This is a genomic window from Acidovorax sp. MR-S7, from assembly GCF_000400995.2.
Taxonomy (GTDB): Bacteria; Pseudomonadota; Gammaproteobacteria; order Burkholderiales; family Burkholderiaceae_C; genus MR-S7.
This window is the reverse complement of record NZ_DF238908.1, coordinates 37,083-63,644: the sequence shown is the minus strand read 5'-3', so window position 1 is coordinate 63,644 and position 26,562 is coordinate 37,083. Positions and strand designations below refer to the sequence as shown.

The 26,562-nt window shown below is 68.1% G+C and carries 26 protein-coding genes and 1 pseudogene; 19 read left to right on the top strand and 8 right to left on the bottom strand.

Features of this window, described 5'->3' with window-relative positions; all coding sequences use genetic code 11:
• Nucleotides 1-8 precede the first annotated feature (8 nt).
• Entirely contained in the window at nt 9-1,541 is a 1,533-nt protein-coding gene (locus AVS7_RS06295; protein ID WP_020227577.1) for a UxaA family hydrolase, read from the bottom strand.
• Nucleotides 1,538-2,527, bottom strand: coding sequence for a tripartite tricarboxylate transporter substrate binding protein (locus AVS7_RS06290; RefSeq protein ID WP_020227576.1), 990 nt, complete (start codon nt 2,525-2,527; stop codon nt 1,538-1,540). The genes AVS7_RS06295 and AVS7_RS06290 overlap by 4 nt, the downstream gene beginning before the upstream one ends.
• 163 nt (nt 2,528-2,690) lie before the next feature.
• On the opposite strand from AVS7_RS06290, the gene AVS7_RS06285 reads away from it, so the two are divergent.
• The 3 genes from AVS7_RS06285 to AVS7_RS06275 are packed head-to-tail and all read left to right on the top strand — an operon-like array spanning nt 2,691 to nt 4,395.
• Complete coding sequence (locus AVS7_RS06285; RefSeq protein ID WP_020227575.1) at nt 2,691-2,906, top strand: DUF2945 domain-containing protein; 216 nt, start codon at nt 2,691-2,693, stop codon at nt 2,904-2,906.
• The gene (locus tag AVS7_RS06280) at nt 2,903-3,463 is read left to right on the top strand and encodes a DUF488 family protein (RefSeq protein WP_020227574.1); all 561 of its coding nucleotides are present in this window, start codon (nt 2,903-2,905) and stop codon (nt 3,461-3,463) included. Before AVS7_RS06285 ends, AVS7_RS06280 begins: the two co-directional genes overlap by 4 nt.
• Nucleotides 3,460-4,395, top strand: a complete 936-nt coding sequence (locus AVS7_RS06275) for a LysR substrate-binding domain-containing protein (RefSeq protein WP_020227573.1) — start codon at nt 3,460-3,462, stop codon at nt 4,393-4,395. The genes AVS7_RS06280 and AVS7_RS06275 overlap by 4 nt, the downstream gene beginning before the upstream one ends.
• 69 nt (nt 4,396-4,464) lie before the next feature.
• On the opposite strand, the gene AVS7_RS06270 is transcribed toward AVS7_RS06275, so the two are convergent.
• Nucleotides 4,465-4,695 carry a hypothetical protein gene (locus AVS7_RS06270; RefSeq protein ID WP_020227572.1) on the bottom strand — a complete coding sequence of 77 codons (231 nt, stop codon included), beginning with the start codon at nt 4,693-4,695 and terminating at the stop codon, nt 4,465-4,467.
• 178 nt (nt 4,696-4,873) lie between these two features.
• Between AVS7_RS06270 and AVS7_RS06265 the strand changes: the two genes are divergently transcribed.
• A complete protein-coding gene (locus AVS7_RS06265) occupies nt 4,874-6,256 on the top strand; it encodes a PLP-dependent aminotransferase family protein (protein ID WP_034690196.1) in 1,383 nt (460 codons plus the stop codon).
• 36 nt (nt 6,257-6,292) lie between these two features.
• Here AVS7_RS06265 and AVS7_RS25075 read toward each other — a convergent pair whose 3' ends face one another.
• The 3 genes and pseudogenes from AVS7_RS25075 to AVS7_RS06255 form a co-directional block, all read right to left on the bottom strand.
• On the bottom strand, nt 6,293-7,531 hold the full coding sequence (locus AVS7_RS25075) for a M20 family metallo-hydrolase (RefSeq protein ID WP_369799083.1): 1,239 nt from the start codon (nt 7,529-7,531) through the stop codon (nt 6,293-6,295).
• A 3-nt stretch (nt 7,532-7,534) separates the two neighbouring features.
• Nucleotides 7,535-8,746, bottom strand: a pseudogene (locus AVS7_RS25070) (diaminopropionate ammonia-lyase); the annotation flags it as partial.
• On the bottom strand, nt 8,743-9,924 hold the full coding sequence (locus AVS7_RS06255; RefSeq protein ID WP_020227569.1) for a M20 aminoacylase family protein: 1,182 nt from the start codon (nt 9,922-9,924) through the stop codon (nt 8,743-8,745). The gene AVS7_RS06255 and the pseudogene AVS7_RS25070, both read right to left, overlap by 4 nt.
• Nucleotides 9,925-10,035: 111 nt before the next feature.
• Between AVS7_RS06255 and AVS7_RS06250 the strand changes: the two genes are divergently transcribed.
• Complete coding sequence (locus tag AVS7_RS06250; protein WP_020227568.1) at nt 10,036-10,500, top strand: Lrp/AsnC family transcriptional regulator; 465 nt, start codon at nt 10,036-10,038, stop codon at nt 10,498-10,500.
• Between the two features lie 54 nt (nt 10,501-10,554).
• Here AVS7_RS06250 and AVS7_RS06245 read toward each other — a convergent pair whose 3' ends face one another.
• The gene (locus AVS7_RS06245; protein ID WP_020227567.1) at nt 10,555-11,778 is read right to left on the bottom strand and encodes an MFS transporter; all 1,224 of its coding nucleotides are present in this window, start codon (nt 11,776-11,778) and stop codon (nt 10,555-10,557) included.
• 134 nt (nt 11,779-11,912) lie between these two features.
• Here AVS7_RS06245 and AVS7_RS06240 point away from each other — a divergent pair, with 134 nt between their 5' ends.
• The 7 genes from AVS7_RS06240 (at nt 11,913) to AVS7_RS06210 (ending at nt 19,403) form a co-directional block, all read left to right on the top strand.
• Nucleotides 11,913-13,940 (top strand): PAS domain-containing sensor histidine kinase, encoded by a 2,028-nt coding sequence (locus AVS7_RS06240; protein ID WP_020227566.1) that lies wholly within the window; start codon nt 11,913-11,915, stop codon nt 13,938-13,940.
• A 207-nt stretch (nt 13,941-14,147) separates the two neighbouring features.
• A complete protein-coding gene (locus tag AVS7_RS06235; protein WP_020227565.1) occupies nt 14,148-15,191 on the top strand; it encodes a methionine ABC transporter ATP-binding protein in 1,044 nt (347 codons plus the stop codon).
• Nucleotide 15,192: 1 nt separating this feature from the next.
• Nucleotides 15,193-15,858 (top strand): methionine ABC transporter permease, encoded by a 666-nt coding sequence (locus AVS7_RS06230; protein ID WP_020227564.1) that lies wholly within the window; start codon nt 15,193-15,195, stop codon nt 15,856-15,858.
• A gap of 171 nt (nt 15,859-16,029) precedes the next feature.
• Nucleotides 16,030-16,977, top strand: a complete 948-nt coding sequence (locus AVS7_RS06225; protein WP_024001037.1) for an MBL fold metallo-hydrolase — start codon at nt 16,030-16,032, stop codon at nt 16,975-16,977.
• On the top strand, nt 16,916-17,923 hold the full coding sequence (locus AVS7_RS06220) for a tripartite tricarboxylate transporter substrate binding protein (protein ID WP_049696856.1): 1,008 nt from the start codon (nt 16,916-16,918) through the stop codon (nt 17,921-17,923). The genes AVS7_RS06225 and AVS7_RS06220 overlap by 62 nt, the downstream gene beginning before the upstream one ends.
• A 102-nt stretch (nt 17,924-18,025) precedes the next feature.
• Entirely contained in the window at nt 18,026-18,823 is a 798-nt protein-coding gene (locus tag AVS7_RS06215) for a MetQ/NlpA family ABC transporter substrate-binding protein (protein WP_020227561.1), read from the top strand.
• 31 nt (nt 18,824-18,854) lie between these two features.
• Nucleotides 18,855-19,403, top strand: a complete 549-nt coding sequence (locus AVS7_RS06210) for an NADPH-dependent FMN reductase (protein WP_020227560.1) — start codon at nt 18,855-18,857, stop codon at nt 19,401-19,403.
• A gap of 109 nt (nt 19,404-19,512) precedes the next feature.
• Here the strand turns inward: AVS7_RS06210 and AVS7_RS06205 are convergent, their stop codons facing one another.
• On the bottom strand, nt 19,513-20,163 hold the full coding sequence (locus tag AVS7_RS06205) for an FMN-dependent NADH-azoreductase (RefSeq protein ID WP_020227559.1): 651 nt from the start codon (nt 20,161-20,163) through the stop codon (nt 19,513-19,515).
• Nucleotides 20,164-20,284: 121 nt separating this feature from the next.
• Here AVS7_RS06205 and AVS7_RS06200 point away from each other — a divergent pair, with 121 nt between their 5' ends.
• The 7 genes from AVS7_RS06200 to AVS7_RS06170 all read left to right on the top strand — a co-directional run bounded on the left by AVS7_RS06200 (nt 20,285) and on the right by AVS7_RS06170 (nt 26,559).
• Entirely contained in the window at nt 20,285-21,211 is a 927-nt protein-coding gene (locus AVS7_RS06200) for a LysR family transcriptional regulator (protein ID WP_020227558.1), read from the top strand.
• Nucleotides 21,212-21,283: 72 nt separating this feature from the next.
• Complete coding sequence (locus tag AVS7_RS06195; RefSeq protein WP_020227557.1) at nt 21,284-21,925, top strand: alpha/beta hydrolase; 642 nt, start codon at nt 21,284-21,286, stop codon at nt 21,923-21,925.
• 178 nt (nt 21,926-22,103) lie between these two features.
• The gene (locus AVS7_RS06190) at nt 22,104-23,111 is read left to right on the top strand and encodes a sulfate ABC transporter substrate-binding protein (RefSeq protein WP_020227556.1); all 1,008 of its coding nucleotides are present in this window, start codon (nt 22,104-22,106) and stop codon (nt 23,109-23,111) included.
• A gap of 7 nt (nt 23,112-23,118) precedes the next feature.
• On the top strand, nt 23,119-23,964 hold the full coding sequence (gene cysT / locus AVS7_RS06185; RefSeq protein ID WP_020227555.1) for a sulfate ABC transporter permease subunit CysT: 846 nt from the start codon (nt 23,119-23,121) through the stop codon (nt 23,962-23,964).
• Nucleotides 23,961-24,851, top strand: coding sequence for a sulfate ABC transporter permease subunit CysW (gene cysW / locus AVS7_RS06180; RefSeq protein ID WP_020227554.1), 891 nt, complete (start codon nt 23,961-23,963; stop codon nt 24,849-24,851). Before cysT ends, cysW begins: the two co-directional genes overlap by 4 nt.
• Before the next feature lie 13 nt (nt 24,852-24,864).
• A complete protein-coding gene (locus tag AVS7_RS06175) occupies nt 24,865-25,992 on the top strand; it encodes a sulfate/molybdate ABC transporter ATP-binding protein (RefSeq protein WP_020227553.1) in 1,128 nt (375 codons plus the stop codon).
• Between the two features lie 60 nt (nt 25,993-26,052).
• Nucleotides 26,053-26,559 carry a disulfide bond formation protein B gene (locus AVS7_RS06170; protein WP_034690154.1) on the top strand — a complete coding sequence of 169 codons (507 nt, stop codon included), beginning with the start codon at nt 26,053-26,055 and terminating at the stop codon, nt 26,557-26,559.
• Nucleotides 26,560-26,562: the final 3 nt, after the last annotated feature.

The window sequence follows — 26,562 nt, the reverse complement described above, 5'->3', positions numbered from 1 at the left end:
GGAGTGCTTCAGCTAACGATGCCGAGATGCCAGGGCACGAACTCATGGTCGCCCAGGCCGAGCGACTCGCTCTTGGTCGGCTCGCCGCTGGCATGGCGCAGGATCTGTTGGAAGATGCGCTCGCCCATCTCGGGCACCGTGCATTCTCCATCGACTATGATGCCGCAGTTGATGTCCATGTCTTCTTCGAGGCGGCGGTACATCGGCGTGTTGCTCGCCAGCTTGATCGTCGGCGCGGGCTTGCTGCCGAACATGGAGCCGCGCCCGGTGGTGAAGCAGATCAGGTTGGCGCCGCTGGCGATCTGGCCCGTCGATGCCACGGGGTCGTAGCCGGGCGAGTCCATGAACACGAAGCCGTTTTGCGTGATGGGCTCGGCGTATTCGTAGACGGCCTGCAGCGGCGTGGTGCCGCCTTTCATGGCACTGCCCAGCGATTTCTCGAAGATGTTGGCCAGGCCCCCGGCCTGGTTGCCGTGGCCCACCACGCCGTTGAACTGCGCGTTCTGGCCGCTGGCGTACTTCTCCCACCACGCCAGGCGGTCGAGCAGTTTCTGGCCGACTTCGGGCGTGATGGCGCGGCGCGTGAGCATGAACTCCGCGCCGTGGATCTCGGGCGTCTCGCTCAGGATGGCCGTGCCGCCGTGGCGCACCAGGATGTCCATCGCCGCGCCGAGCGCCGGGTTGGCGGTGATGCCCGAGAAACCATCGGAGCCGCCGCACTCCAGCCCGATCTTGAGGTGGCTCGCGCTCACCGTCTGGCGCCGTGCCTGGTTGGCGATGGGCAGCATTTCCTCGATCGCCTGGATGCCCGCCGCGATGGTCGCGCGCGTGCCGCCCGTCTCCTGCATCACGAAGGTGCGCAGCAACGGGCCCTGATGCAGGCCCTGCGATTCCATGAGCCCGTCGACCTGGTTGCGCTCGCAGCCCAGGCCCACGATGAGCACGGCCGCCAGGTTGGGGTGGCGCGCGTAGCCCGCCAGCGTGCGGCGCAGCACGTCGAAATGCTCGCTGGGCGAGGACATGCCGCAGCCGCTGGTCTGCGCGAACGCGGCCACGCCGTCCACGTGGGGGAAGGCCGCGAGCCGCTCGGGCGTGAAGTGCGCCGCGATGTTCTTGATGACCGTGGCCGAGCAGTTCACCGACGAGAGGATGCCGATGAAGTTGCGCGTGCCCACGCGCCCGTCGGCGCGCACGAAGCCCTGGAAGGTGGCGCGCTGATCCTCGGGCAGGTAGTCCACCGGCCGCACGTCGGCGCCGAAGGCCGGGTCGCGGTAATAGTCCACCAGCTTGAGGTTGTGGCTGTGCACGTAATCGCCGGGCTCCAGGTCGCGCGTGGCGACGCCGATCACCGTGTCGTACTTCTTGACCTGCTCGCCCTCCTTGATGGGGCGCGCGGCGATCTTGTGCCCGGCGGGCACCTGGGCGCGCGTGCGCACGCCCAGCTCCGGGATCTCCTGGCCCAGCGCCAGCGCCGCCTTGGCGACGAGCACGTTGTCGTTGGGGTGCAGATGCAGGAGTTGGCTGGCGCTCGGGGTGGTCATGATTTCATCAGCTCGCGCAGCTTGAGTTTGTCGATCAGCACGGCCTCCTTCTGGTAGACCGTGTTCACGTATTTTTCATAGTCCGGGCCGTCCAGGTACATCACCGGCGCGTCGATCTTGTCCGTCACGGCCTTGAACTCGGGGCTGGCCACGGCCTGCCTGAAGGCGTCGCGCAGCTTGGCGAGGATGGCCGGGTCCACGCCCTTGGGCGCGCCGATGCCGTTGGGCGCATCCACCACCACGTTGTAGCCCAGGTCCTTGAGCGTGGGCACGTCCTTGAAGCGCGGCGTGCGCTGCTCGCCCCAGGTGGCCAGCAGGCGCAGCTTGCCGGCTTCCACGTGCGGCGCCCACGAGCTGGAGTCGGCCAGCGCGTCCACGTGGCCGCCCAGCACGCCCTGCAGCGCCTCGGCGCCGCCCTTGTAGGGCACGTGGTTGAGCTGGATGCCCGCGGCGCCGGCGAATTCCTCCATGCCCACATGCGTGGCACCACCCACGCCTGCGTGGGCATAGGTCACCTGGCCGGGCTTGGCCTTGGCGGCGGCCACGAATTCCTGCAGCGTCTTGTAGGGCGAATTGGCCGGCACGGCGATGCCGAAGGTCTGGCCCGAGGTGCGCGCGATGTAGGTGAAGTCCTTGCGCGGGTCGGCCTGCAGCGTGCCGAGCTGCGAGAAGCGCGTGACCGAGATCGGGATCTGTCCGATGGTGTAGCCGTCGGGCCTGGCCGATGCCAGCGCCTTCGCGCCGATCATGCCGGAGGCGCCCGCCTTGTTCTCCACCGCGATGGACTGGCCCAGCACGCGGCCGGCCACGGTGCACAGCGCGCGCATCGACTGGTCGGCCGTGCCGCCGGCGGGCCAGGGGCAGATGAAGGTGATGGGGCGTTCGGGCCCGCTCTGTGCGAACAGGCGGCCGGATGCGGCGGCGAGGGTGGTGGCGCCCAGGGCGCCGAGCACGTGGCGGCGCTGCACGCTGCGTGGCGTGGTCATGTTGTCTCCTTCTGTCGTGGGGTTGTGCGAAACAGCGCCATTGTTGGAAACTGCCGCATAACAATCCAATGAAAATATCGACAGTCTTCATTGCCTGCGGGTTATGAAACCGCGGGCCGGAACGCCGGGCGGCGCACAATGCAGGCAGCGAAGGAGACACCCCATGAACACGACGGCACGATTCAAGGTGGGCGACCACGTGCGCTGGAACTCCGAGGCCGGGCATGTGACCGGCACCATCATCGCGGTGCACACCAGCGACTTCGACTACAAGGGCCACCGGCACCGCGCGAGCGCGCAGGAGCCGCAGTACGAGATCAAGAGCGACAAGACCGACCACGTCGCCGCCCACAAAGGCAGCGCGCTGCGGCTGCTATGACGCAGGCGGCGCCCTTCTTCACCATCGGCCATTCCAACCGCAGCCTGGCCGAGTTCGAGGCGCTGCTGCGCGAGGCCGGCGTCGAGTTGGTGGCCGACATCCGCAAGATGCCCATGTCGCGCGCCAATCCGCAGTTCAACCACGATGCGCTGGCACCGGCCCTGGCCGCGCAAGGCATGGCCTACGAACACATCGCCGCGCTGGGCGGCCTGCGTGGCCGCTCGCCCGGACTGGCGCGCGCGCTGAACGGCTATTGGGAGAACCCGAGCTTCCACCGCTACGCCGACTATGCGCTGTCGCCCGCATTCCGCGCCGGCCTCGAACACCTGCGCCACGCGGGGCTCGCGCGGCGCTGCGCGCTGATGTGCGCCGAAGCCGTGTGGTGGCGCTGCCACCGCCGCATCGTGGCCGACTACCTGATCGCCAGCGGCGAGGCGGTGTTCCACATCATGGGCCCGGGCCGGCTGGAGCCCGCCAGGCTCACGCCCGGCGCGGTGGTGCAGGCCGACGGAGCCATTACATACCCCGCAGCGGCGGAGCAGGGCGGACCGCCATGAGCAAGATCGACCGCGTGCTGCGCAGCAACCTCAAGCTGCGCCACCTGCAGATGCTGGTGGCGCTGGACCAGTTCCGCCACCTGGGCCGCGCGGCGGAATTCCTCTCCGTCACGCAGCCGGCCGTCTCCAAGACGCTGGCGGAGATCGAGAACATGTTCGGCCTGCCGCTGTTCGAGCGCTCCACGCGTGGCACCGAGCCCACGGCCGCCGGTGCCAGCGTGGTGCGCTTCGCGCGCTCGGTGCTCGCAGGCTACGAGCGCACGCGCGACGAGATCGCCGCCGAGGCCAGCGGCGCCAGCGGCCGCACCAGCGTGGGCGCCATGGTGGCCGCCACGCCCGTGCTGCTCTCGCGCGCCGTGGAACGGCTCAAGGCCCGCTCCAGCCGCACCACCGTGCTGATCGACGAGGGCGACCTCACGCGCCTGCTGCCCCGCCTGCGCCTGGGCGAGCTGGACCTGTTCGTGGGCCGCCTGGAACCCGCCTATGCCTCGCCCGACCTCGAAACCGAGCCGCTCTACGAAGACCCGATGGCTGCCGTGGTGCACCCAGCGCACCCCCTGGTGAAAAAGCGCAGGCCCACCTGGGCCGACATCGCCGCCCAGCCCTGCGTGATGCCCCCGCCCTGGGCGTCGCTGCGCGTGAAGCTGGAGCAGCAGTTCTTCGCCCACGGCCTGCACCCGCCGGCGGACATCATCGAATCGGCGGCGTTCCTCTCGCAAATCACCTTCATGCACCAGCGCGGCGCCGTGGCCTTCATGGCGGGCACGGTGGCGCGGCACTATGCGCAGCGCGGCGTGGTGGCCGCGCTCAAGCTGCCGGTGCCGGTGGGACTGCCGCCTGTGGGCCTCATCACCCTGCGGGGTCAGGCGATGACGCCAGTGACGGGGTTGCTGGTGGAGTGCTTGAGGGAAGTGGGGAAAGGTTTGCCCTGAGGGAGGGCTGGAGCGGCGCTGCAGTGTGTTGCGAGGCACTGCCGGATATCGGCCGGCCAGCCCTTGCGGTCAGGGGAGGCTCAAGTCCACACCGAGGCTCTTGGCAAGGGTGAATGTGAAGAGCATCACCCCCAGGAGCCCCAGCATGAAGACAGCAGCCACCTTGCAGCCCGTGCGCAGCAGCGCGCGCTTGTCCATCCTCTTGCCTTGGTCGTAATGCCACTTGACGGCGAAGAACATGCAGGTGCCGAAGATGAGAACCTTGAACGTAACGAAGACTACAGGAACCCAATCGATCATCTTGAGAATTTCCACCCTATGACTTGACACTGTCTATCGCGAGGAGCACCACCGTCCCGGATGAGAGAGGCGCAAACGTCAGCGATTGCCATACAAGAGTGGGGTCGCTGCACGTCCTGAGGCATATTGGCTGAAAGCAATTTCCATACATCGAGACAAAATGTCCTCGCTGAAAACCATGCAAGATGACAATTTGCCCATTTGGCTGCCGCGATTGGCCGTGCATGGCGGGCCGCGTTTTCTGCAGATTGCGGATGCCTTGCAGGCGGCGATGGCAGAAGGATCGCTGAAGCCGGGTGACCGCCTGCCTCCGCAGCGCCTGCTGGCAACCCTGCTGGGCGTCGACCTGACGACGGTCACGCGCGCATACGATGAAGCCAGGCGCCGCCACTTGCTGGAGGGCCGCGGCGCTCGAGGTACCTATGTCGCGGCACCGAAAGTCGAACTGACATCGATCCTCGACCTGAGCATGAATACCCCGCCATCGCCGGATGGCGTGGACTTCGACGACCTGCTGAAACAGGGCTTGTCTCAAGTATTGATGAGGTCGGATGCCGGATTGCTGATGACTTACCACTTGGGCGGGGGAAGCGACTCGGACCGCAAGGCTGGAGCCCGATGGCTCGAACCGATGTTTGGCTATCTGGATGCAGTGCAGGTGGTTGTCTGCCCGGGCGCGCAGGCGGCGATCGCCGCACTGATCCTTGCACTGACGAGGCCTGACGATGTGATATTGGCAGAGCCGACGAGTTATCCCGGCCTGCGTACCGCAGCGACCCAATTCGGCCGCCACATCATTGCGGTGGAAGCGGATGGGCACGGGATGGTGCCTGAGATGCTTGAGCAAGCGTGCCGCCAGCACAAGCCTGCGCTGGTATACCTCAATCCGACATTGCAGAACCCGACCGCCATCACCATTCCGGAACGCCGGCGCCAGGAGCTCGCCAGCATTGCGAAGCGCTGCAATGTACGAATCGTTGAGGATGATCCCTATTGGCTGCTTGCCGATGCCCCTCCACCACCTGTTGCCACGTTTGCTCCGGAGCAGGCGTACTACATCTCGACCCTGTCGAAATGCCTGACGCCCGGCTTGCGGGTCGCGTTTGTGCTCATACGTGACCCGCACGAACGCGAACGGTTCCTGGTCGCGCTCAGGTCATTTGCGCTGATGGCCGCTCCTCTGACGGCAGCCCTCGCCACGCAGTGGATCCTCGACGGCTCGGCTGCCGCATTGATGGAAGGCGTACGCAAGGAGGCGCGTCTGCGCCACTGGATGGCCAGGGATATTCTGGCGGGGCGGTACAGCGGCGCGGGAGACGGCCTGCATGTATGGCTGGAGTTGCCCGGATATTGGAACTCCTCGCAGCTGGCGCGTGCCGCCGACAGCGAGGGGATAGCCGTCACGCCGGCAGAGGCATTCGCCAATGGCAGCGGGTCCGTGAATGCCATTCGGATTTCTTTGGGCTGCGTCAAGGACCGTGAGCGCTTAAAGGCGGGTCTTCGACGGCTGTCTCATCTGCTTGCGCGACGGCCCGAGTCGTTTGGCGCTGCTGTGGTCTAGCGGTTGCACAGGGGTTCGATAGCGCTTATCAGGCTCCTATTGCTCATCGGCCAGCGAGCGCACCACGTCCAGCAGTACATCGGCGCCTTGGGCCAGATGGCGCTGCGCGGTGTATTCGCGCGGGTTGTGGCTGATGCCCTGGTGGCTGGGCACGAAGACCATGGCCGACGGGCAGATGCGCGCCATCATCTGCGCGTCGTGCCCCGCGCCGGAGGTCATGCGGCGGTGGCTGTATCCGCGCGCGGCGGCGGCTGCTGCGATGCGTGCAGCGATGCGTTCGTCGAAGCGCACGGGGGCGAAGCGCGCCAGGCGCCGCGCCGCGATATGCACGCCTTGCTCGGCTGCGAGCTGTTGCAGGTACTCGGCAAGCTGCTCCTCCGCGCGCTGCAGCAGCGCCTCGTCGGTGTGGCGCAGGTCCACGGTGAGCGTGGCGCGTGCGGCGATCACGTTGATGAGGCCGGGGTGCAGGCCGATCGCGCCTACGGTACCGACCAGCGTGCCGCCTGCCGCGCCGGCCAGGCCGCGCACGAAGACGGCGATGGCGGCAGCGCAGTAGCCCGTGTCGCGCCGCAGGTGCATGGGCGTGGTGCCGGCGTGGTTGGACTGGCCGGTGATGGCGATCTCCTGCCACGAGATGCCCTGCAGGTCGTGCACCACGCCGATGTCGATGCCCTCGGCCTCCAGCACCGGCCCCTGTTCGATGTGCAGTTCCACGAACGCATGCGGGCGGATGCTGCCGCAGGGCAGGTCGCCCGCGTAGCCGATGCGCGCCAGCTCGTCGCCCAGGCGGGCGCCGTCGGTGCCGGTGGTGTCCAGCGCCTGCGCGAGCGGCAGGCCGCCGGCGTGCACCAGCGAACCCATCATGTCGGGCATGAAGCGCACGCCTTCTTCGTTGGTGAAGGCCGCGACGACGATGGGGCGGCGCGTGCCGATGCCGCGCGCGTCGAGCCAGCGCACCACCTCCAGCCCCGCGATCACGCCGTAGTTGCCGTCGTAGCGGCCGCCGGTGGCCACGGTGTCGATGTGCGATCCGGTCATCACCGGCGCGGCGTGGGCTTCCTGTCCCGTACGCGTGCCGAAGATGTTGCCGATCCGGTCCACCTGCACGTGCAGGCCGCATTCGCGCATCCAGGCCACGATCTGGTCGCGGCCGGCGCGGTCGGCGTCGGTGAGGGCGATGCGGCACACGCCGCCGGCGTCGGTGGCGCCGATGGCGGCGTGCGCGTGCAGGCGCTGCTGCAGGGCCGTGCCGTCGATGCCGCCTTGCACGCGCAGCCAGGCAGCCTGGGCCGCGCGCACGGCCTCGGCGCTGCGGCCCACGATGCATTCGTACACGCCCGGGGCGGTGGCGCCTTCGGTGCTGACCAGCAGCACGCGCGACTGGGCGTCCAGGCCCATGCGGTCCGCCAGTGCGGGGCTGCGCAGCAGCGCCGCCAGGCCGGCCAGGCCGGCGGCGCCCGACTCGCCGCTGACGATGGGCACGTCGCCGGCCTCGCCGCCGGCCAGCAGGCGCATGGCCTGCTCGGCGTCGGCATCGCTCACGGTGAGGAAACCATCCACGCTGGGGGCGAGGAAGCGCCAGGCCAGCGGAGAGGTTTCGCCGCAGGCCAGGCCCGCCATCACCGAATCGACCGTGCCCGTGGCGCGCGCGGGAGCACCACGCAGGGCGCTTTGCTGCAGGCAGTCGGCCTGCTGCGGCTCCACGACGACGAGGGTGGGGCGCTGCGCGCCGTAGCGCTCCCAGAACACGCTGGCCAGGCCCGCGGCCAGGCCACCCACACCGCCCTGCAGGAAGACATGGGTATAGGGACAGGGGCCCTGGGGCGGCGCGGTGTCGAGCACCTCGTCGGCGATCACGCCATAGCCCTGCATCACGTCGCGGGGAATGTCCTCGTAGCCGTCGTACGAGGTGTCGGACACCACCTGCCAGCCGTGTTCGGCGGCCAGCCGCGCGGCCTCGGCGACGGAGTCGTCGTAGTTGCCCGCGATGCGCACGATGCGCGCGCCCAGCGCGGCGATGGGCGCCTCGCGCTCCTGGCTCACATGCGCGTGCAGCACGATCACGCAGCGGCAGCCGATGCTCTGCGCCGCGGCGGCCAGGGCGCGGCCGTGGTTGCCGTCGGTGGCGCTGATGACAGTGAAGCCGCCCAGCGCCTGCGCATGCCGGCCGGCCCACAGTCCTTCGGGCGTGAAGCCCGCGCCGGGCCAGCGGCGCAGCACCAGGCGCAGCAGCGCGATGGGCGCGCCCAGCGTCTTGAAGCTCGCCAGCGGAGAGCGGGTGGATTCGTCCTTCAGCGCGATGCTCTGCACGCCCAGGCGCGCGGCCAGGCCCGGCAGGTCCCACAGCGGCGTGGGGCCGGGGTGCAGGCCGCTCCAGGGGCGCAGCCACTGCCGGCTCTGGCGCGCGGTGGCCAGGTTCATGAGGGCGTGCAGTTCGGCGTCGTATGCGCCGCGGCGCGCCTGGGAGTTGGTGACGAGGGGCGTGGTCATGGCGTGAGGCGGCGGCGGGCGATTTCCGCGAAATAGCGCGCGCCGACGGGTAGCACGCGGTCGTTGAAGTCGTAGCGGGCGTTGTGCAGCGGCACGCCGCCGGGGCGGTCGCCCGCGCCGTTGCCGATGAACACGAACGCGCCAGGCACGTGGCGCAGGAAGGCGCCGAAGTCTTCCGAGATCATCATGGGCGCGACGTCGGCGTCTACCTGGTCCGCCCCCACGACGGCGGTGGCGGCGGCCACGGCGGCGTCGGTGCAGGCGGGCCAGTTCACGATGGGCGCGAACTCGTGCGTGTATTCCACCGTGCAGTGCGCGCCGTGCGCGGCGCACAGCCCTTCGCAGATGGCGCGCATGCGCGCCTCCAGCAGCGCCTGCACGGCGGGCGAATAGCTGCGCGTGTCGCCCTTGATGGTCACGTGCGTGGGGATGGCGTTGCGGATGCCGTCGGTGATGAACTCGGTGCACGACACCACGGCGCTGTCGCCCGGATCGACGGCGCGCGCCACGATGGTCTGCAGCGCCAGCACGATCTGCGCGCCGATCACCAGCGGGTCCACGCCCATGTGCGGGCGCGCGGCGTGGCCGCCCCGGCCGGTGATGTGGATGGCGAAGTTGTCCTCGCTGGCCATGATGCCGCCCGCGCGCGTGGCGATGCGGCCTTCGGCCATGCCCGGCATGTTGTGCGCGCCGTAGATCTCGTCCACCGGAAAGCGTTCGAACAGCCCGTCGGCCATCATCGCGGCGGCGCCGCGCCCATGCTCCTCGGAGGGCTGGAAGATGAAGCGCACCGTGCCGTCGAAGTCCCGCCGCTCGGCCAGCAGCCGCGCGGCGCCCAGCGCCATGGCCATGTGGCCGTCGTGCCCGCAGGCATGCATGCAGCCCGCATTGCGCGAGGCGTGGGTGCGGCCCTGGTCCGGGCCCACTGCCTCGGCGATGGCCAGCGCATCCATGTCGGCCCGGATGCCGATGGCGCGCGTGCCCGTGCCGGCCTTGAGGCTGGCCACCACGCCCGTGCCGCCGATGCCCCGGCGTACCTCCAGGCCCAGGGCCTGGAGGATGCCGGCCACGTAATCGGACGTGCGCTGTTCGTTGAAGCCGGTTTCGGGGTGCTGGTGCAGATGGCGGCGCCAGCGCACGAGCTGGCCGGAAAAGTCGTCGGGGGCGGTGTGGTCCATGGCGTGATTCTTGGCGCGCCGCCGTGGGACATTTCATCGCAATGCAGGCCCATTGCGGGATAGAGAACGCACAATGGCCGTCTATCTGCCACTTTTGTACCGCTGACCGCCATGGCCCCGCTGGACCGCCTCGACACCCAGATCCTCACCCTGCTGCAGCAGGACGCATCGCTGCCGGTACGCACGCTGGCCGAGCGCGTGCACAGCTCGCCCGCCACCGTGCAGCGGCGCGTGGCCCAGTTGCGCGAATCGGGGGTTCTGCTCAAGCAGGTGGCCCTGGTGGACCGGCGCAAGGTGGGACGGGCGCTGACGGCCTTCGTGTCGGTGGAGCTGGACAAGCAGAACGACGCACTGCTGCGCGCGTTTGAGCAGCGCATGCTGGCCGAGGACGATGTGCAGGCGTGCTACGAGGTGTCGGGCGAGTTCGACTTCCTGCTGATCGTGAATGCGCCGTCGATGGAGCACTACCACGCGTTCACACGGGCGGTGTTCTCGTCGAACAACAACGTGCGCAACTTCAAGAGCACGTTCGCGATGCACTGCGCGAAGTTCGAGACTGCGGTGCCTTTGGTATAGGGACTTGCCTGGACCCGCAATACGGGAGTGCAGTGACATTGCCGGTACGCGCGTTCAAGGCACCTGCTGTGGCACCAGAATCTCCTCGGTGCGCGCCGCCAGAAAAGTGACCGTGGCGCACAGCAGCGCCATCGCACCGCAAAACACCAGCAGCGCGCGGTGCAACCCGAGATGGTCCGACAGCCAGCCCATGCCCAGGATCGGCACGATGGTGCCAAGGTAGCCCACGATCAGGTACGACGACAGCAGCCCGCCGCGCTCGTGCGGCTGGGTGAGCTTGCTGATCACGCCCATGCCCGCCACGCTGGCCAGGCCGTGGCCGAAGGCGGTCATCAGCACAGCGGCAACGAACACCGCCGTGTGGCCGGTGAGCGTAGTCGCCACCAGCAGCAGGTTGCACAGCACCAGGGCCACGCCGCTGGTCAGCACCACGCGCTTGGTGCGCCAGTTGCGCACTAGGAACTGGAAGGCGGACGACAGGAACAGGATCATCGCGATCGACAGGCCACTCACGGCCGGGCCGTGCCACGGCACGATTTCCCGCATGAAGCTGGGCGCCAGCGAGGAATACAGGCTGAACATGCCGAACGCGCTGAATGCGCCCATGCTGGCCAGCCAGAACTGGCGCCGGCGCGCGCGCGGCGGGCGGGTCATGCGCGGCATCCACTGGGCGATGACGCCGCGCCAGGTGCCGGGCGGCAGCGTGTCCTGCACCGGGGCGGGCAAGCCCTCCAGCCGGTGCAGCGCGTAGACGGCCAGCAGGCCCATGGCAGCCGTGGGCAGGTAGGCGGTGACGAGCGGCCAGGGCGCCCACTGTGCGATGAGGCCGCCCACCAGCGGCCCCAGGCCGAAGCCCAGCGTGATCGCCATGGAGGTGAGCGCCGCCGTGCGGCGCGGGTCGCGCCCGGGGCTGGCCTGCACCATGCCGGTGGAGGCGGAGGTGGTGATCATCCCCGAGGCCAGGCCGATCATGGTGCGCGCCAGCATGAAGACCGGCGTGTTCCACGCCAGCGCCGAGAGCAGCACGCCCGCCGTCATCAGCACGAGCCCGGTGCGCAGGATGGAAAGCGCGCCGTAGCGCTGCGTGAGCCGTCCGAGGAACATCAGGCTGGCCAGCGCGCCGAACATGTAGACCACGAAGATGTGCGTGATGTCGCTCGGCTTGAGCCCCCAGGCCTGCTGGTACAGCGGGTAGAGCGGGCTGGCGAGCGCGGTGCCCATGACGCCGACGCACATGGCGTAGCCGATCCAGACGACGGGAGACCAGGGTTTCTGCATAGGGGTTGGGGCCATGGTACCGCGCGGTGCCCGCTGCCGTCCGTTCGCGGCTAGACTGGCGCAGCACCCACCACAGCGCATCTATGGCCGATTCCAAGCTCCCTGCCGCAACCTTTCCCCGGGCACCTGGCGACATGAGCGAGAAGGTGCGCGCCTATCCGTGGGCCGCGCATCCGCTGGGCCCCATCGACACCTGGCCCCTGGCGCTGCGCGTGGCGCTGGACATGGTGCTGGCCTCGCATTTCCCCAAGTGCCTGGTTTGGGGCGAGCACCAGACCACGCTCTACAACGACGCCTTCCGCACCATCCTGGGCGACAAGCCCGAGGCGCTGGGCCGGCCGTTCCACGAGGTCTGGGCGGAGGCGTGGGACACGATAGGCCCCATCGCCGCGCGTGCGCGGGCGGGCGAGGCCACCTTCCTCGCCGACATGCCGCTGGTGGTGCGCCGCTACGGCTACGACGAGCAGGCCTACTTCACCTTCTGCTACAGCCCCGTGCGCGACGAGCACGGCATGGTTGCGGGCTGGGTGGACACGGTGATCGAGACCACGCAGGCCCACAAGGCCCAGCAGCTGCTGCGCGAGGAGGCGTCATCGCTGGAGCAGCAGGTGGTCGAGCGCACGGCAGACCGCGACCGGCTGTGGGAAATCTCGGACGCGCTGATGATCGTCTCGCGCTTCGACGGCGTCATCGTCGCCGCCAACCCTGGCTGGACGGCGGCCCTGGGATGGAGCGAGGGCGAGAGCGTGGGGCGCCATGTGCGCGACTTCGTGTTCGAGGGCGACGTGCAGGCGCTCGACGTGGAGACCACGCTGCTGAGCACCGGCACGCCGCGGCGCCAGTTGCGCCTGCGCTTCGTGCAGCGCAGCGGCGAGGTGCGCTGGATCGCCTGGTCGGTGGTCGCGGCCGACGGCTTCGTGCATGCCGTGGGGCGCGACGTGACCGAGGACCTGATGCGCGAGAAGGCCCTGGCCGAGGTCGAGGAGCGCCTGCGCCAGAGCCAGAAGATGGAGGCCATCGGCCAGCTCACCGGCGGCATCGCACACGACTTCAACAACATGCTGCAGGGCATCATGCTGCCGCTGCAGCTCATGCACCGGCGGCTGCAGCAGGGGCGCACGCAGGAGGTGGAGCGCTATATCGAGTCGGCGTTGGCTTCCGCGCGGCGCGCGGCCTCGCTCACGCAGCGGCTGCTGGCGTTCTCGCGCCGCCAGCCGCTGGACGTGCGGCCTACCGACGTGGCGGCCGTGCTGCGCGGGCTCGAGCCCATGCTGCGCAGCAGTTGCGTGGAGAACATCACGCTGTCCAGCGATCTGCCCGAGGGCCTGTGGAGCGTGCGCACCGACCGGCACCAGTTTGAGAGCGCGGTGCTGAACCTGGCCATCAATGCGCGCGACGCCATGCCTGGCGGTGGCGACCTGCGCGTGTCCGCCGCCAACGTGGTAGTCGCGGCGCAGCCCGGCAGCCACGAAGGGCCGGGCGGCCTGGCGCCGGGCGACTACGTGCGCGTGAGCGTGGCGGACACGGGCACGGGCATGACGCCGGACGTGATCGAGCGCGCGTTTGACCCCTTCTTCACCACCAAGCCCATCGGCCAGGGCACGGGGCTGGGGCTGTCCATGATCTACGGCTACATGCGCCAGACCGGCGGCGCGGTGGAGATCGACAGCCGCCCCGGCAGCGGTACCACCATGCACCTGTACTTGCCGCGCACAGAGCAGTCGCCCAGCGACGAGCCGTACCCGCGGCTGGACCTGCAGGCCGCCGCCAAGCGGCGCGACTCCGTGCTGGTGGTGGAGGACGACACCACCGTGCGCGCGCTGGTGGTGGAACTGCTGCGCGACATGGGCTTCCAGGTGATGCAGGCGGCCACCGGCCACGAGGCGATGGTGCTGCTGTCGGGCGCGTTGCACTTCGACCTGCTGGTCACCGACGTAGGGCTGCCCGGCCCCAACGGCCGGCAGGTGGCCGACTTCGCGTGCGAGAAGCTGCCGGACATCCGCGTACTGCTCATGACTGGCTACGCCGAACGGGCGGCTGCCAGCCCCAACCTGCTGGGCTGCAACATGGAATTGCTGGTGAAGCCGTTCGATGCGCCGGCCTTCGTGGACAAGGTACGCCAGATGATGGGCAGTTGCGGCAGCGCGCCGGCCGGGGCGTAAAATACCGCTCCTCGGCTTGCGCATCCAGCGCATGCAGCTATGTTTTCAGGAGCTGAAGGGCAAGCGGCGGCCTCATGACGAGGCTGTCTAACCACCCAGCTTTTTGTTCGTTGTGCTTGTCATGGCGGGCCATTACATTCAGCCGCTTCCATTGAACCGCAGTCCACGCCGCCCGGGCTCCGCGCGGCGTTTGCGCTTGTATTGCTCATGATCGAACTCAGGGGTATCACCCAGATCTACCCGGGCCCGCAAGGCCCCGTCGAGGCCCTGCGCGGCATCGACCTGCATGTCACGCCCGGCGAGGTGTTCGGCATCATCGGCCGCTCCGGCGCGGGCAAGAGCTCGCTGGTGCGCGTCATCAACCTGCTCAACCGGCCGACCAAGGGCCAGGTGGTGGTGGCCGGACGCGACATGACGCAGCTGGACGACGCTGCGCTGCGTGCTGCGCGCCGCGAGATCGGCATGGTGTTCCAGCACTTCAACCTGCTGTCCTCGCGCACGGTGTTCGAGAACGCCGCCCTGCCGCTGGAGCTGGCGGGCATGTCCGGGGCCGCGATCCGGCAGCGCGTCGGGCCGCTGCTGGAACTGGTGGGCCTGGCCCACCTGGCCGACCGCTACCCGGCGCAGATCTCCGGCGGGCAGAAGCAGCGCGTGGGCATCGCCCGCGCGCTGGCCAGCAACCCCAAGGTGCTGTTGTCGGACGAGGCCACCTCCGCGCTGGACCCGGAGACCACGCGCTCCATCCTCGACCTGCTGCGCCAGGTGAACCGCGAGCTGGGCGTGACGGTGGTGCTCATCACGCACCAGATGCAGGTCATCAAGCAGATCGCCGACCGCGTGGCCGTCATCGACGCGGGCCGCATCGTGGAAATGGGGCCGGTGGTCGAGATCTTCACCCGCCCCCGGCAGGACATCACCAAGAGCCTGATCGACGAGATCGTGCCGCAGGAGCTGCCCGCCAGCGTGCTCGCGCGCGTGCGCGCCCTGGCCGCGCGCCTGGCGCCGGGAGACAGCGGGCAGCTGATGCGCCTGTCGTACGCGGGCGAGCAGGCCTACGAGCCCATCCTCTCGCACCTGATCCGCGAGCTGGGGCTGGACCTGTCCATCCTGCACGGGCAGATCGACGAGATCCAGGAGCAGACCTTCGGCTCGCTCGCGGTGTACGCCAGCGGTTCCATGGCACGCATCGGCGCGGCCATCGACTACCTGCGCACTCAGGGCGTGGTGGTCAACACCGTGGAGGTGAACTGAGATGTTCGAGAATTTTTCCGAAATGATGCTGGAGCTGTTCGTCACGTCGCTCTGGGAGACGCTCATCATGGTCGGCGTCTCCGGCGTGGTGGGCGGCCTCGTGGGCATTCCGCTGGGCGTGTTCCTGCGCCTGACCGACGCGGGCGGCGTGCTGGAGAACGGCCCGGCCAACAAGATCGTGGGCTGGATCGTGAACGCCGTGCGCTCCACGCCGTTCATCATCCTGCTGGTGGCCATCATCCCGTTCACGCGCTTCATCACGGGCTCGTCCATCGGCACCTGGGCGGCCGTGGTGCCGTTGACCATCGCCGCCGCGCCCTTCATCGCGCGGCTGGTGGAAACCGCGCTGCGCGAGGTGGACAACGGCCTGGTGGAAGCCGCCCAGTCCATGGGCGCCACCACCTGGCAGATCGTCTGGAAGGTGCTCTTGCCCGAGGCGCTGCCCGGCATCGTGGCGGGGCTGACGATCAGCTTCGTGAGCCTCACGGGCTACTCGGCCATGGCCGGCGCCATCGGCGGCGGCGGGCTGGGCGACCTGGGCATCCGCTACGGCTACCAGCGCTTCCTGCCCGACATCATGCTGGCGGTGGTGGTCATCCTGATCTTCTTCGTGCAGGCCATCCAGAGCCTGGGCGACTGGGCCGTGCGGCGCCTGAGCCATCGCTGAGTCACCCACCCCGTTACCCACCGACGAGGCCCTTGCAATGCAAGGGCCTTGTGCGTTTTTGGGGGGTGTCAAAACCAAATTCGTTTTCCACACATGGATCATCGAAAAGCGCATTTTTCACCAGTCGATGCCGTGAATACCATGGGGGATTCACATCGCAACGGGTAGAAAATGGGCAAGGTATATTTCGACGACGGCAGGATCGAGTTAACGCATTACGGGGCCGCTGCCTGGAAAATCACGGACGGCAAACACACGGTATTGCTCGATCCCTATTTCACGCGGCTGCGCTATTCCGGCAAGCGGTTCGGCATGCTCCCCGCCAACGCGGCTCCCGGGGACGAGCGGCCGGCGCACAGCTTCGACGATATTGTGGAAAGCGATACGGCCGTCATCGACCGGCATATCGACGAGGCGACGCATATTCTGCTGTCCCATGCGCATTTCAACCACTGCATGGACATGCCCTATATCGCCAGGAAAACGGGTGCGCTGGTCATCGGCTCCTACAGCGCGACCAATATCGCTAGCGCTTATGGCGTGGAAGAAGACCGGCTGATTACCGTGCGCGGCGGCGAGGATTACGATTTCGGTGAAATATCGATCCGGGTCATTCCCAGCCTGCATTCGGCCCTGTGCGACAAATGCTATTTCGATGCGGGAATCGTCCCTGAGGGGCTGAAGGGGCCGCTGCCTCTGAAGGCCTTCTCCGAAGGCGGTACCTTCGGCTATCTCATCCGGTTCCGCCAGCACGAGATGCTGCTGTTCGGCTCGATGAACTACATCGAGCGGGAGGTGCAGGGGCTGACCCCATCGGTCATTCTCGTGCCGGCGGCCCGTCCGCGCCTGCAGGTCTGGCAATACACGGCGCGCCTCCTGAAAGCCACGGGCCTGCCCAAGGTGGTCGTCGCCACCCACTGGGACGTGCAGACCTATCCCTATGACGCGGACCAGTCGTCCGCGCTGGAGCAGGCGGTGTCCTTCCAGCGCGAAGTGCAGGAGGTGTCGCCCCGGTCCACCCAGGTACTGCCGCGGCATTTCGAAACGTTCGCCATCCATGCGGACCACCGCGTCGCCTTTCCTGCAGCCGCGCACGCGCAGGGGGTTCATCATGCATAAGCGTGCCTTGGTCCTCTCTGCGCTGCTGGCGGCGACCGCCGGCTCGGACCTGCTGGCCAAGGAGGTCCAATACCCCAGCAAGCCGATCACGCTCATCGTTCCCTACCCGCCGGGCGGGCCGAACGACGTGATTGCGCGCACGCTGTCCGCCGAGCTGTCGAAGGAACTGAAGGTTCCGGTGGTCATCGAGAACAAGGCAGGCGCCGCCGGGAACATCGGCACGGCGGCCGCGGCGCGCGCGCCGTCCGACGGGTACACGATCGCGCTACCCGGGAGCGCGCTGGCGATCAACACCGTCATCTTCGACAACCTGCCCTACAGGCTGCCGGATTTCCGGGCCATCGGCCTGGTGGCCCAGGGACCCGTCGTAGCGGTGGCGCACCCATCTGCCGGCATCCGCTCCATTGCCGAACTCGCGCAGGCTGCCAAGGCGCGGCCGGAGGCCTTCTCATTCCCCTCCGGCGGCAAAGGCACTTCCCCCCATCTGGGCGGTGTGCTGTTCAACCAGCAGGCCCAGGTGAAGATGACCCACGTGCCGTACAAGGGCACGGGCGAATTCGTGCCGGACCTGCTGGCGGGGCGTGTGCCGGTGGCATTCGTGAGCCCCCTGATAGCGCGACAGCATGTGGACTCGGGCGCGCTCGTCGCTTTGGCCACCACGGGCGAGAAGCGCCTGCGCGGCTGGGAGCGCGTGCCCACGGTGGCCGAGAGCGGCTACCCGGGCTTCAAGGTGCAGCCCTGGTATGCGCTGGTCGCGCCTGCGGCCACGCCCGACGGGGTGGTCCACACGCTCCACGAGGCATTGCAGAAGGCGCTGCAGTCGCCGCGGGTGCAGGAAAAGCTGGTCAATCTCGGGCTCGACGCGGTGCCGGGCACCATCCGGCAGGCCGATGCCGCCATCCTCGGCGAAGCCGCCCAGTGGAAGGGCATCGACTGGTCGGAGTGATGCTTATATGCATGGGTTGTGTGGAAATGAAAATTTATTCGTTTTTGCGCTGTACGGGAGCACCTAGGATGCGCGTCATCTCTCCATCGAAAGGTATTTTTCGTGAACAAGCGCTCCCTGCTCCAATCGACCCTCGCGCTGGCCCTGGCGGCCGGCCTTTCGCCCGCCGCGCTGGCGCAGGACAAGCCGATCAAGATCGGCGTGACGGCCGGCCCGCATGCGCAGATCTTCGAGCAGGTCAAGAAGGTGGCGGAAAAGCAGGGCCTGAAGCTGCAGGTCGTGGAGTTCAGCGACTACGTGCAGCCCAACGCGGCGCTGGCCTCGGGCGACCTGGACGCCAACAGCTACCAGCACAAGCCCTACCTGGATGCGCAGATCAAGGACCGCGGCTACCCCTTCGCCGTGGCGGCCAACACCGTCACCTTCCCGATCGGGCTGTACTCCAAGAAGGTCAAGAAGCTGGCCGACCTGAAGGAGGGCGCGCGCTTCGGCATTCCCAACGACCCCACCAACGGCGGGCGCGTGCTGCTGCTGCTGCAGGCGCAGGGCCTCATCAAGCTCAAGGACGGCGCGGGGCTGAAGGCCACGCCGCTGGACGTGGTGAGCAACCCCAAGAAGCTGAAGTTCGTGGAGCTGGACGCCGCGCAGCTGCCGCGCTCGCTGGACGACCTGGACGCCTCGGCCATCAACACCAACTTCGCCATCTCGGCCGGGCTCAACCCCAAGACCGACTCCATCGCGCAGGAGAACCCGGACGGCCCGTACGTGAATATCCTCGTCGTGCGTGAAGCCGACAAGAACAAGCCGTGGGTGGCGCAGCTCGTGAAGGCCTACCATAACGACGAGATCCGCCGCTTCATCGACACGCAGTTCAAGGGCTCGGTGCTGGCGGGCTGGTGATTTTTCCCTCCTCTCCTTTGAAAGGGTTTTCATGAGCACGTACCGCATCGCCGTCGTCGTCGGCAGCCTCCGCAAGGACTCGTTCAACCGCAAGCTGGCCACGGCGCTGGCGCGCCTGGCGCCGCAGGATTTCGAGTTCCAACAGGTGCGCATCGACGATCTGCCGCTGTACAACCAGGACGACGATGGCAACCAGGCCGAAGCGGTGCGCCGCCTGAAGGGCGAGATCGCGGCCGCGCAGGGCGTGCTGTTCGTCACGCCGGAGTACAACCGCTCCATTCCGGGCGTGCTCAAGAACGCGCTGGACCACGGCTCGCGCCCCTACGGCCAGAGCTGCTGGGCGGGCAAGCCCGCCGGGGTGGTGGGCACGTCCATCGGTGCCATCGGCACCGCGCTGGCGCAGCAGCACCTGCGCAACGTGCTGGCCTACCTGGACATGCCCACGCTGGGCCAGCCCGAGGCTTTCGTCCACGCCAAGGACGGCCTGTTCGACGCCGACGGCAATATCGGCGAAGCCAGCCGCGCCTTCCTGCAGGGCTGGGTGGACAAGTACGTAGCCTGGGTCAAGCGTCACTCCTGAACTGATAGCTGCCAGCGCTTGATGGATAAGCGCTAGAGGCGATTTTCATATAAAAAAACCCGGCCATGCCGCACAGGCATGGCCGGGTTTTTTTGCATGGGGCGCCCGCTCAGGCGGCCTGTGCGATGCGCGCCTGGTTGGCGGCGCGGGCCTGCACTTCGGCCTGGATGGCCTGGGTGGCGGCGGCCAGCGCCTGGGCCTTGGCGTCGGGGCCCATGCCCACGCCCTCGGCGCGCACGATGCGCACGTCGGTCACGCCGAAGAAGCCCAGCACCGTGCGCAGGTAGCTTTCCTGGTGGTCCATGGCGCGGCCGGCGTCGCTGGTGGAATACACGCCGCCCCGGCTGGAGGCGATGACCACCGTCTTGCCCTTGGCGAGGCCCTCGGGGCCGTCGGCCGTGTAGCGGAAGGTGCGGCCGGGCTGGGCGAGGCGGTCGATCCAGGCCTTGAGCTGCGTGGGAATGGCGAAGTTGTAGAACGGCGCGCCGATCACCACCACGTCGGCCGCGAGGAACTGGCGCACCAGGCGCTCGGACACGGCGTTCTCGCGCTGCTGGGCCTCGGTGAGTCCCTCGGTCTGGCCGGTGCGCGGGGCCATGGCGTCCATGGTGAAGTGGGCGGGGGCGTTCTCGACCAGGTCCAGGTAATCCACCTGGGTGCCGGGGTGGGCGGCCTTCCAGGCCTGGACGATCTGCGCCGTGAGCAGGCGGGAGACGGACTGTTCGCCGGTCACGGCGGAATCGATGTGCAGCAGTTGCATGGAAAGCTCCGGTAGGAATGGGGCCCCGAGGGTGGGGCGATGGAGCTATTGTGATTTTGGTGTGAATGTTTGATAAGCCGGCAATATTGCGATAGATTGTCCTGAATTTCAATTCAATACCATGCAAGACCTGAACGACATGCTGTATTTCGCCGAGGTGGCCGAGCGCGGCGGCTTCGCCGCGGCCGGGCGGGCGCTGGGCATTCCCAAGTCGCGCCTGTCGCGCCGCGTGGCCGAACTGGAGGCGCGCCTGGGCGTGCGCCTGCTGCAGCGCACCACGCGCACGCTGTCGCTCACGGAAGTGGGCGAGGCCTACCTGCGCCACTGCCTGTCCATGCGCGAATCGGCCCAGGCCGCGGAGGACACGGTGGCCCAGGTGCATTCGGAACCGCGCGGCACGGTGCGCGTGACCTGCCCGGTGACGTTGGCGCAGGAAGTGTTGGGCGAGCTGATGCCGGCCTTCCTGGCGCGCCACCCGCTGGTGCGCCTGGAGATGCAGGTCACCAACCGCGTGGTCAACGTGGTGGAGGAGGGCGTGGACGTGGCCTTGCGCGTGCGCCTCACCCTGGACGAGAGCGGCAGCATGGTGGTCAAGCGGCTGGACGAGGGGCGCCAGCTGCTGGTGGCCAGCCCGGCGCAGCTCGCGCGCCAGGGCACGCCCGCCACGCTGGACGACTTGGCGCGCATGGACACCATGGCCATGTCCGCCACCGACGGGCGCACCAGCCTGTGCCTGATCGGCCCCGGCGGGCGCGAGGAAACGGTGCACTTCACCCCGCGCTACGTGGCCGACGATCTGCTCACCCTGCGCTTCGCCGCCCTGGCCGGCACGGGCCTGTGCTGGCTGCCCGACTACATGTGCCAGGCGGAGCTGGAAGCCGGCCGGCTGGTGCAGCTGTTGCCCGAGTGGTCGCAGCCGAGGGGCATCGTGCACGCGGTCTTCGCCTCGCGGCGGGGGCTGTCGCCGGCGGTGCGCAGCTTCCTGGACTACCTGGGCGAGGCCGTGCCGCGCCATGCCAAGCTGTGCAGCAGCGCTACCTCTACATAGATCATTTGCCTATAAATTCACAACGATATATTCGTTTGGGTTTGAAGGGCCGACTCGCACAATCCGCCCATCATGCAAGCAAGCGATGGCGTGGCGGCAGCCCAGGACAGCACGGACACCGGCGGTGACGGCGCACGGTGCTCCGTCGTCATCGTGCCGGGCTGGCGCGACTCGGGGCCGGGCCACTGGCAAAGCCTCTGGGCCCAGCGCCTGCCCGGTGCGGTGCGCGTGGTGCAGGACGACTGGGAGTCGCCCTCGCGCGCAGCCTGGGTGGCTACGCTGGAGGCCACCCTGCTCGCCGCACCACACCCGGTGGTGATCGTCGCGCACAGCCTCGGCTGCATCGCCACCACGCACCTGGGTGCCCAGGCGGCGGCGCGCATCCGCGGTGCATTGCTGGTGGCGCCCGCCGACCCGGAGCGCCGTGCGGTGCTCAGCGACTTCGCCCCCGTGCCCTATGCGCAGCTGCCCTACCGCAGCGTGCTCGTGGCCAGCGGCAACGACCCGTTCTGCCCGATCCGCCTGGCGGGTGCCTACGCCCGGGCGTGGGGCAGCGAGTTCGTGCGCCTGCAGCAGGCGGGCCACATCAACGTGGAGTCGGGCCACGGCGAATGGCCGCTGGGCTGGGCGCTGCTGCACTCGGTGCTGGGCGATGCGGAGCCCGCACCCGTCGCAGGTGCGCGGGCCAAAGCGCCCCGGCTGGCGCTGGCCTGAGCGGTTTTGCTCTCTTAACCATAGCTGCTTGCGCTTGATGGACAAGCGCTGGAGGCCATTTTGGCTTCAGATGCTTTCTTTATTCCAAAAGGCGATTAATTTACAAAAATATATTCTTTTGAGTTTTAAGCGACCGTCGGGACAATGCCTCCATTCACAGCAACCGGCGACGCACAACATGACTTCGACCTCCAAGCTCAAGACCCTCATCGCTTCCCTGGCGCTGGCCGCCAGCGGGCTCGCATCGGCGCAGGCCAACGGGCTGCTCAACGTGTCCTACGACGTGGCGCGCGAGTTCTACAAGGACTACAACGCCGCCTTCGTCGCCCATTACAAGAAGACCAAGGGTGTCGACGTGAAGGTCGACCAGGCCCACGGCGGCTCCAGCGCCCAGGCGCGTGCCGTGAACGACGGCCTGGCCGCCGACGTGGTCACGTTCAACACCACGACCGACGTGCAGTTCCTCGCCGACAACGGCGTGGTCGCCAAGGACTGGGCCAAGAAGTTCCCGCACGACGCATCGCCCACCACCTCCACCATGCTGTTCCTGGTGCGCCACGGCAACCCCAAGAACATCAAGGACTGGGACGACCTGGTGCGCCCCGACGTGAAGGTCGTCGTGGTCAACCCCAAGACCGGCGGCAACGGCCGCTACGCCTACCTGGGCGCCTGGGGCTCGGTGCGCGAGAAGGGCGGCACCGACGCGCAGGCGGCGGAATTCGTGGGCAAGCTCTACAAGAACGTGCCTGTGCTCGCCAAGGGTGGGCGCGACGCGACGGCCACCTTCCTGCAACGCAACATCGGCGACGTGCTGATCACGTTCGAATCGGAAGTGGTGTCGGTCGAGCGCGAGTTCGGCAAGGGCAAGGTAGATGCGGTCTATCCGTCGGTGAGCGTCACGGCCGAGAATCCCGTGGCCGTCGTGGAGCGCACCGTGGCGAAGAAGGGCACGGCGCAACTCGCCAAGGACTACCTGGACTACCTCTATTCCGACGAAGCGCAGGAAATCGCCGCCAAGCATGCCATCCGCCCGCGCTCCGAAGCGGTGCTGAAGAAGCACGCCGACCTGTTCAAGCCCATCCAGCAGTTCACCGTGGCCAAGTACTTCGGTAGCTTGACCGAGGCGCAGAAGGTGCACTTCAACGACGGTGGCCAGTTCGACAAGCTCTACACCCCTGGCAAGTAAGCCCGACATGACCACGCCTCCCAAGCGCGCGCGCAAGCGCGTGCTGCCCGGCTTCGGCCTGACGCTGGGCTACACGCTGTTCTACCTGAGCATCATCGTGCTCATCCCGTTGACGGCGCTGCTGTTCAAGACGTTCACGATGACCTGGCCCCAGTTCTGGGAGGCCGTGGCCGCGCCGCGCGTGCTGGCCTCGTACCGGCTCACGTTCGGCGCGTCGTTCATCGCGGCGTGCGTGAACCTCGTGTTCGGCCTGCTGATCGCCTGGGTGCTGGTGCGCTACCAGTTCCCCGGCAAGAAGATCGTCGATGCGCTGGTGGATCTGCCTTTCGCGCTGCCTACGGCCGTGGCGGGCATCTCGCTCACCGCGCTGCTGGCGGGCAACGGCTGGATCGGACAGTACCTGGAGCCGCTGGGCATCCAGCTCGCGTTCAACCCCAACGGCATCGTGATCGCGCTGATCTTCATCGGCCTGCCGTTCGTGGTGCGCACGGTGCAGCCGGTGCTCGAAGACTCCGAGAAGGAGCTGGAAGAGGCCGCGACCAGCCTGGGCGCGACGCGCTGGCAGATCTTCCGCCACGTGATCCTGCCGGCCATCACGCCCGCGCTGCTCACGGGCTTCGCCATGGCCTTCGCGCGCGCGGTGGGCGAATACGGCTCGGTCATCTTCATCGCAGGCAACATGCCCATGGTTTCGGAAATCACGCCGCTCATCATCATCGGCAAGCTGGAGCAGTACGACTACGCGGGCGCCACGGCCGTGGCCGTGGTGATGCTGGTCATCTCCTTCGTCATGCTGCTGGTCATCAACGCGCTGCAGGCCTGGCAGCGCCGCCATGCGGGGGCGCCGGTATGAGCGCCGCAACCCGCACCATCCGCCGCGCCAAGGCGGGCACGACCGAGGCGCCCTGGGCCAAGTGGACGCTTATCAGCGTCGCCATGGTCTTCCTGCTGCTGTTCCTCGTGCTGCCGCTCGCGGCGGTGTTCACCGAGGCGCTGCGCAAGGGCGTGGATGCCTACCTGGCGGGCTTGAAGGAGCCCGATGCCTGGTCTTCGATCCAACTCACGCTGCTCACCGCCGTGATCGCCGTGCCGCTGAACCTCGTCTTCGGCGTGGCGGCGGCGTGGTGCATCGCCAAGTACGAGTTCAAGGGCAAGGCGTTCCTCACCACGCTGATCGACCTGCCGTTCTCCATCTCGCCTGTGGTCGCGGGCCTGATGTACGTGCTGGTGTTCGGCGCGCACGGCTGGTTCGGCCCGTGGCTGGCCGAGCACGACATCAAGATCATCTTCGCCGTGCCGGGCATCGTGCTCGCCACCGTGTTCGTCACCTTCCCGTTCATCGCGCGCGAGCTGATCCCGCTGATGCAGGCGCAGGGCAACGACGAGGAGCAGGCCGCCATCGTGCTCGGCGCGAGCGGCTGGCAGACCTTCTGGCACGTGACGCTGCCCAACATCAAGTGGGGCCTGCTGTACGGCGTGATCCTCTGCAACGCGCGCGCCATGGGCGAGTTCGGCGCGGTGTCGGTCGTCTCGGGCCACATCCGCGGGCAGACCAACACGATTCCGCTGCACGTGGAGATCCTCTACAACGAATACCAGTCGGTCGCCGCGTTCGCCGCCGCCTCGCTGCTGGCGCTGCTGGCGCTGGTCACGCTGGTCATCAAGTCGGTGGCCGAATGGCGCAACGAGCAAGAGATGAAGTCCGCCGGTGAGCTGCCGCCCGAGCGGCCCCGGCCCTGAAAGAAAGCACACCATGAGCATCGAAATCCGCAACGTTAGCAAGCAGTTCGGCGACTTCCAGGCGCTGCGCGACGTGAGCCTGGACATCGCTTCGGGCGAGCTCATCGCGCTGCTGGGCCCCTCGGGCTGCGGTAAGACCACGCTGCTGCGCATCATCGCCGGGCTGGAAACGCCCGACGTGGGCAGCATCCACTTCAGCGGCGAAGACACGACCGACGTGCACGTGCGCGAGCGCGGCGTGGGCTTCGTGTTCCAGCACTACGCGCTGTTCCGCCACATGACCGTGTTCGACAACGTGGCCTTCGGCCTGCGCATGAAGCCGCGCGGCGAACGCCCGAGCGAGGCGAAGATCAAGGAAAAGGTCATGAGCCTGCTCAAGCTGGTGCAGCTCGACTGGATCGCAGACCGCTACCCCTCGCAGCTCTCGGGCGGCCAGCGCCAGCGCATCGCCCTGGCGCGCGCGCTGGCCGTGGAGCCCAAGGTGCTGCTGCTCGACGAGCCCTTCGGCGCGTTGGACGCCAAGGTGCGCAAGGAACTGCGCCGCTGGCTGCGCCGCCTGCACGACGAACTGCACGTGACCAGCATCTTCGTGACGCACGACCAGGAGGAGGCGCTGGAAGTGGCCGACCGCGTGGTCGTCATCAACCAGGGCAGGATTGAGCAGCAGGGCACGCCCCAGCAGGTGTGGGACAACCCCGCCAGCCCCTTCGTCTACGGCTTCCTCGGCGACGTGAACCTGTTCAAGGGCCGCGCGAGCGACGGGCGCATCCACCTGGACGACGGCATGCAGCTCGATAGCCCCGAGGCGGGCCATGCCGACGGCACGCGCGCCTTCGCCTACGTGCGCCCGCACGACCTGGACGTGGAGCGCTACTCGCCCGGCCAGGCGCTGGACGCGCACGGGCGCCCCAGCGGCATCGTGGCGCAGCTCTCGCGCGCCATCGTCGTGGGGCCGATCGCGCGGCTGGAACTAATTCCCGAAGGCAACACCCAATCGGCGGACAATGCGGACTCGGACGCATTGATCGAAGCGCAGATCCCGGCGCAGCAGTTCCACGACATGGGGCTGCGCGAAGGCGAGACGTTGGTGGTCACACCGCGCCGCGCCAAGGTGTTTCTGGACCAAGCCGCCGGCATCTGACGCCCGCGCCCCCTTGCGGGGCCCGGGTGTCCGGCCCGGCCCCACAAGGAAAAAAGAAAAGTGTTGTTGAACTGGATCGAAACCGCCCCGCGCCGCATCCTGGCGCTCATCAGCGTGGCCTGCGTGGGCATGCTCGCCTTCGGCATGTACCTGCAGCACGTGGTGGGCCTGGAGCCGTGCCCCATGTGCATCGTGCAGCGCTATGCGCTCATCGGCGTGGCCGTCTTCACGGGCCTGGCGAGCGCCGGGCGCGGGCGTGGCTGGTGGAAGGGGTGGAGCGTTGCGGCCCTGCTGACGGCGGGCTTCGGCGCCTTCGTGGCCGCGCGCCAGACCTGGCTGCAGTGGTACCCGCCCGAGGTCGCCACCTGCGGGCGCGACTTCTACGGGATGATCGAGAACTATTCCCTAAGCCGCGCCATTCCCATGATCTTCCGCGGCTCGGGCGACTGCAGCGCGGTGGACTGGACCTTCCTGGGCGGCTCCATCGCCAACTGGTCCTTCGTGTGCTTCGTGGCATTCGGCCTCGTACTGCTGGCGCTGTTGGTACGGGACGGGCGCAGGGGCTGAGCC

What these genes read in the sequence shown, in the direction of transcription:
- AVS7_RS06295 (WP_020227577.1), bottom strand. Translation starts at nt 1,541, where the DNA reads ATGACCACCCCGAGCGCCAGCCAACTCCTGCATCTGCACCCCAACGAC.
- AVS7_RS06290 (WP_020227576.1), bottom strand. Translation starts at nt 2,527, where the DNA reads ATGACCACGCCACGCAGCGTGCAGCGCCGCCACGTGCTCGGCGCCCTG.
- AVS7_RS06285 (WP_020227575.1), top strand. Translation starts at nt 2,691, where the DNA reads ATGAACACGACGGCACGATTCAAGGTGGGCGACCACGTGCGCTGGAAC.
- AVS7_RS06280 (WP_020227574.1), top strand. Translation starts at nt 2,903, where the DNA reads ATGACGCAGGCGGCGCCCTTCTTCACCATCGGCCATTCCAACCGCAGC.
- AVS7_RS06275 (WP_020227573.1), top strand. Translation starts at nt 3,460, where the DNA reads ATGAGCAAGATCGACCGCGTGCTGCGCAGCAACCTCAAGCTGCGCCAC.
- AVS7_RS06270 (WP_020227572.1), bottom strand. Translation starts at nt 4,695, where the DNA reads ATGATCGATTGGGTTCCTGTAGTCTTCGTTACGTTCAAGGTTCTCATC.
- AVS7_RS06265 (WP_034690196.1), top strand. Translation starts at nt 4,874, where the DNA reads ATGCAAGATGACAATTTGCCCATTTGGCTGCCGCGATTGGCCGTGCAT.
- AVS7_RS06255 (WP_020227569.1), bottom strand. Translation starts at nt 9,924, where the DNA reads ATGGACCACACCGCCCCCGACGACTTTTCCGGCCAGCTCGTGCGCTGG.
- AVS7_RS06250 (WP_020227568.1), top strand. Translation starts at nt 10,036, where the DNA reads ATGGCCCCGCTGGACCGCCTCGACACCCAGATCCTCACCCTGCTGCAG.
- AVS7_RS06245 (WP_020227567.1), bottom strand. Translation starts at nt 11,778, where the DNA reads ATGCAGAAACCCTGGTCTCCCGTCGTCTGGATCGGCTACGCCATGTGC.
- AVS7_RS06240 (WP_020227566.1), top strand. Translation starts at nt 11,913, where the DNA reads ATGAGCGAGAAGGTGCGCGCCTATCCGTGGGCCGCGCATCCGCTGGGC.
- AVS7_RS06235 (WP_020227565.1), top strand. Translation starts at nt 14,148, where the DNA reads ATGATCGAACTCAGGGGTATCACCCAGATCTACCCGGGCCCGCAAGGC.
- AVS7_RS06230 (WP_020227564.1), top strand. Translation starts at nt 15,193, where the DNA reads ATGTTCGAGAATTTTTCCGAAATGATGCTGGAGCTGTTCGTCACGTCG.
- AVS7_RS06225 (WP_024001037.1), top strand. Translation starts at nt 16,030, where the DNA reads ATGGGCAAGGTATATTTCGACGACGGCAGGATCGAGTTAACGCATTAC.
- AVS7_RS06220 (WP_049696856.1), top strand. Translation starts at nt 16,916, where the DNA reads ATGCGGACCACCGCGTCGCCTTTCCTGCAGCCGCGCACGCGCAGGGGG.
- AVS7_RS06210 (WP_020227560.1), top strand. Translation starts at nt 18,855, where the DNA reads ATGAGCACGTACCGCATCGCCGTCGTCGTCGGCAGCCTCCGCAAGGAC.
- AVS7_RS06205 (WP_020227559.1), bottom strand. Translation starts at nt 20,163, where the DNA reads ATGCAACTGCTGCACATCGATTCCGCCGTGACCGGCGAACAGTCCGTC.
- AVS7_RS06200 (WP_020227558.1), top strand. Translation starts at nt 20,285, where the DNA reads ATGCAAGACCTGAACGACATGCTGTATTTCGCCGAGGTGGCCGAGCGC.
- AVS7_RS06195 (WP_020227557.1), top strand. Translation starts at nt 21,284, where the DNA reads ATGCAAGCAAGCGATGGCGTGGCGGCAGCCCAGGACAGCACGGACACC.
- AVS7_RS06190 (WP_020227556.1), top strand. Translation starts at nt 22,104, where the DNA reads ATGACTTCGACCTCCAAGCTCAAGACCCTCATCGCTTCCCTGGCGCTG.
- cysT (WP_020227555.1), top strand. Translation starts at nt 23,119, where the DNA reads ATGACCACGCCTCCCAAGCGCGCGCGCAAGCGCGTGCTGCCCGGCTTC.
- cysW (WP_020227554.1), top strand. Translation starts at nt 23,961, where the DNA reads ATGAGCGCCGCAACCCGCACCATCCGCCGCGCCAAGGCGGGCACGACC.
- AVS7_RS06175 (WP_020227553.1), top strand. Translation starts at nt 24,865, where the DNA reads ATGAGCATCGAAATCCGCAACGTTAGCAAGCAGTTCGGCGACTTCCAG.